The organism is Bradyrhizobium sp. SHOUNA76 (genome assembly GCF_023006445.1).
Lineage (GTDB): Bacteria > Pseudomonadota > Alphaproteobacteria > Rhizobiales > Xanthobacteraceae > Bradyrhizobium.
The window spans coordinates 1-1,779 of the sequence record NZ_JALBHA010000807.1 but is presented as its reverse complement, the minus strand read 5'-3'; the positions used below and the strand labels follow the sequence as shown (position 1 = coordinate 1,779).

3 protein-coding genes and 1 riboswitch are annotated in these 1,779 nt (G+C 66.7%); of the genes, 1 reads left to right on the top strand and 2 read right to left on the bottom strand.

What is annotated here, in order from left to right; genetic code table 11:
* A partial coding sequence (locus tag MOV74_RS37345; RefSeq protein ID WP_246932428.1) for an FAD-dependent oxidoreductase occupies positions 1-360 on the bottom strand: 360 nt, incomplete at its 3' end.
* A riboswitch (TPP riboswitch) is annotated at positions 348-476 on the bottom strand. Its footprint overlaps the gene before it by 13 nt.
* Positions 477-661: 185 nt before the next feature.
* On the bottom strand, positions 662-1,210 hold the full coding sequence (locus MOV74_RS37340; protein ID WP_246932426.1) for a lytic transglycosylase domain-containing protein: 549 nt from the start codon (positions 1,208-1,210) through the stop codon (positions 662-664).
* A gap of 238 nt (positions 1,211-1,448) precedes the next feature.
* Here MOV74_RS37340 and MOV74_RS37335 point away from each other — a divergent pair, with 238 nt between their 5' ends.
* Positions 1,449-1,649: a hypothetical protein gene (locus tag MOV74_RS37335; RefSeq protein ID WP_246932424.1), complete on the top strand. Its 201-nt coding sequence runs from the start codon at positions 1,449-1,451 to the stop codon at positions 1,647-1,649.
* The last annotated feature ends 130 nt before the right edge of the window (positions 1,650-1,779 follow it).

Sequence of the window (1,779 nt, the reverse complement as noted above, 5' to 3'; positions counted from 1 at the left end):
GGCGTCGAGCCGGCGGTGATCCTCGGTCATGCGGGCAAAGCGCTCGAAATCGTTGCGTTCGCGCGGGTGGGCCACGACGAGCGAGCCGTTGAACGGCGTGTCCGGCAGCTCGCGCCGCCAGATATGAAGCGAGTGCAGCCCCAGGCGGCTGATGATGGGTTCGGCGACCTCGGCCTCACAATAGGGCGCGAGCATGCCGCCGGCCCAATGGCTGGTGGCGTCCGTCATCGCCTCGTCACCGCGCTCGTGCAAGGTCACGGCATGGCCGGCCTGTGCGAACAGTAGCGCTTGCCAGGCGCCCGCAATGCCTGCGCCGATGATGGATACCGGTGAATCCGGTCGCTTGGTCGTCTGCAACATCCCTGTCCCTTCGCCGGCATGACCCGGATCAGGTTCAAAGGGTCACCGCGGTCCTGGGCGGTATTGCCCATTTAGCGGTATCTCAGCTCCTCCTCGGAGCACCCCTCGGAACGGCTCTAATGTATGCCAGTGGGACGGGGCGGTCAACGCGTTAGGCGGGAACCTCACCGCTCGTGCCCCGGACGCGATGCAGCGCGCCGCCTCTTGGCGGCGTGATGCGTCGCAGAGCCGGGGCCCATATGCGTCGCTGGCGTGGGTCCCGGCTCTGCGCAGCAACGCTGCGCGTCCGGGACACGAGAGGCTACTGCGAGGCCTGCGCCCGCGCGTTGCGGACGCGCTGGGCCAGCTTCCTGTGCGGTGTGGTGCCGAACATCGGCTGCGGGTTGCCGTTCGGCTCCAGCCAAGGCTGACCCATATCGGTCGCGCCCATATTGGCGACCTGCACGGCCTCCTGCCGCTGACGCTTGGCAGCGTAGTAATAGCCGCCTGCGAAATAACGCACGGCGCGGGCGTGATCACCGTTGGCGGCGCGATAGGCGCCGGCGAGGTATTTCACGGCATAAGTGAGGTTGGTGTTGGGATCGCGCAGGCCGGCGGCATCGCCGGTGTAGCCGACCCCGCGGGCGGTCGCGAGCTTGATCTGCATCAGCCCGATGGTGCCGCCGCGGCCGACGAGGTGAGGCTGATAGCGGCTCTCGCGCATGATCACGCGGTGCACCAGCGCTTCCGGCACGCCGTTGGCGCGAGCATGGGCGGCGACCATCTCGGCATATTCGGCTTCGCCCGCAAATGCGGCCTGCGGCAATGTCAATCCGGCCGCGAGCAGCGCGGCAATGCGTAAAATTTTCATTTGTTATTCCTGGGGTCCCCTGACGTGACCTGCCTCCGGCTGCCGTTAGGCCTTCCGAACGCGGCGATGATGTGACCAAACGCCGCCGTTAACGATTTTGCAGCGCCGAGCCGCCATTACGACTCAATGCCGGCGTACAGGTTACCTCAGGCGGACGCCCGCTCGCGGCAGCACGCGTGTCTATTCGCGCGTGCCGGCGAAAGCGAGTGAGAAGACTCTGCAAATCGGGAGAGGTGCCATGACAAAAGCAATCCTCAGCGACACCCCCAGGCAAAACCCCTGTGCCCAATGCGGCACGCCGATCCCGCGGCCGGACTGGATCGAGCCGGGCGAGGGGCGCGTTTCCTACCTCTGGACCTGCCACGCCTGCAATTATCGCTTCGAGGCGGTGGCGATCTTCGACGAGGTCGCCGTCGCGCACCCGCCGCTCGCGGCGTAACGCGCGATTCTAAGCCGCCGCAAGGCGCGGCTGCTGCCTGAGCGGCAATTGCATCCGCACGATCAATCCGTGCGGCTCGCGGCATAATTGCCGCCGCACTTCACCGCGCCAGTGCCGCCGATTGCTGCGC

Bases quoted from the DNA above. Each gene is read 5' to 3' on its own strand.
- MOV74_RS37340 (WP_246932426.1), bottom strand. From the start codon at position 1,210: ATGAAAATTTTACGCATTGCCGCGCTGCTCGCGGCCGGATTGACATTG.
- MOV74_RS37335 (WP_246932424.1), top strand. From the start codon at position 1,449: ATGACAAAAGCAATCCTCAGCGACACCCCCAGGCAAAACCCCTGTGCC.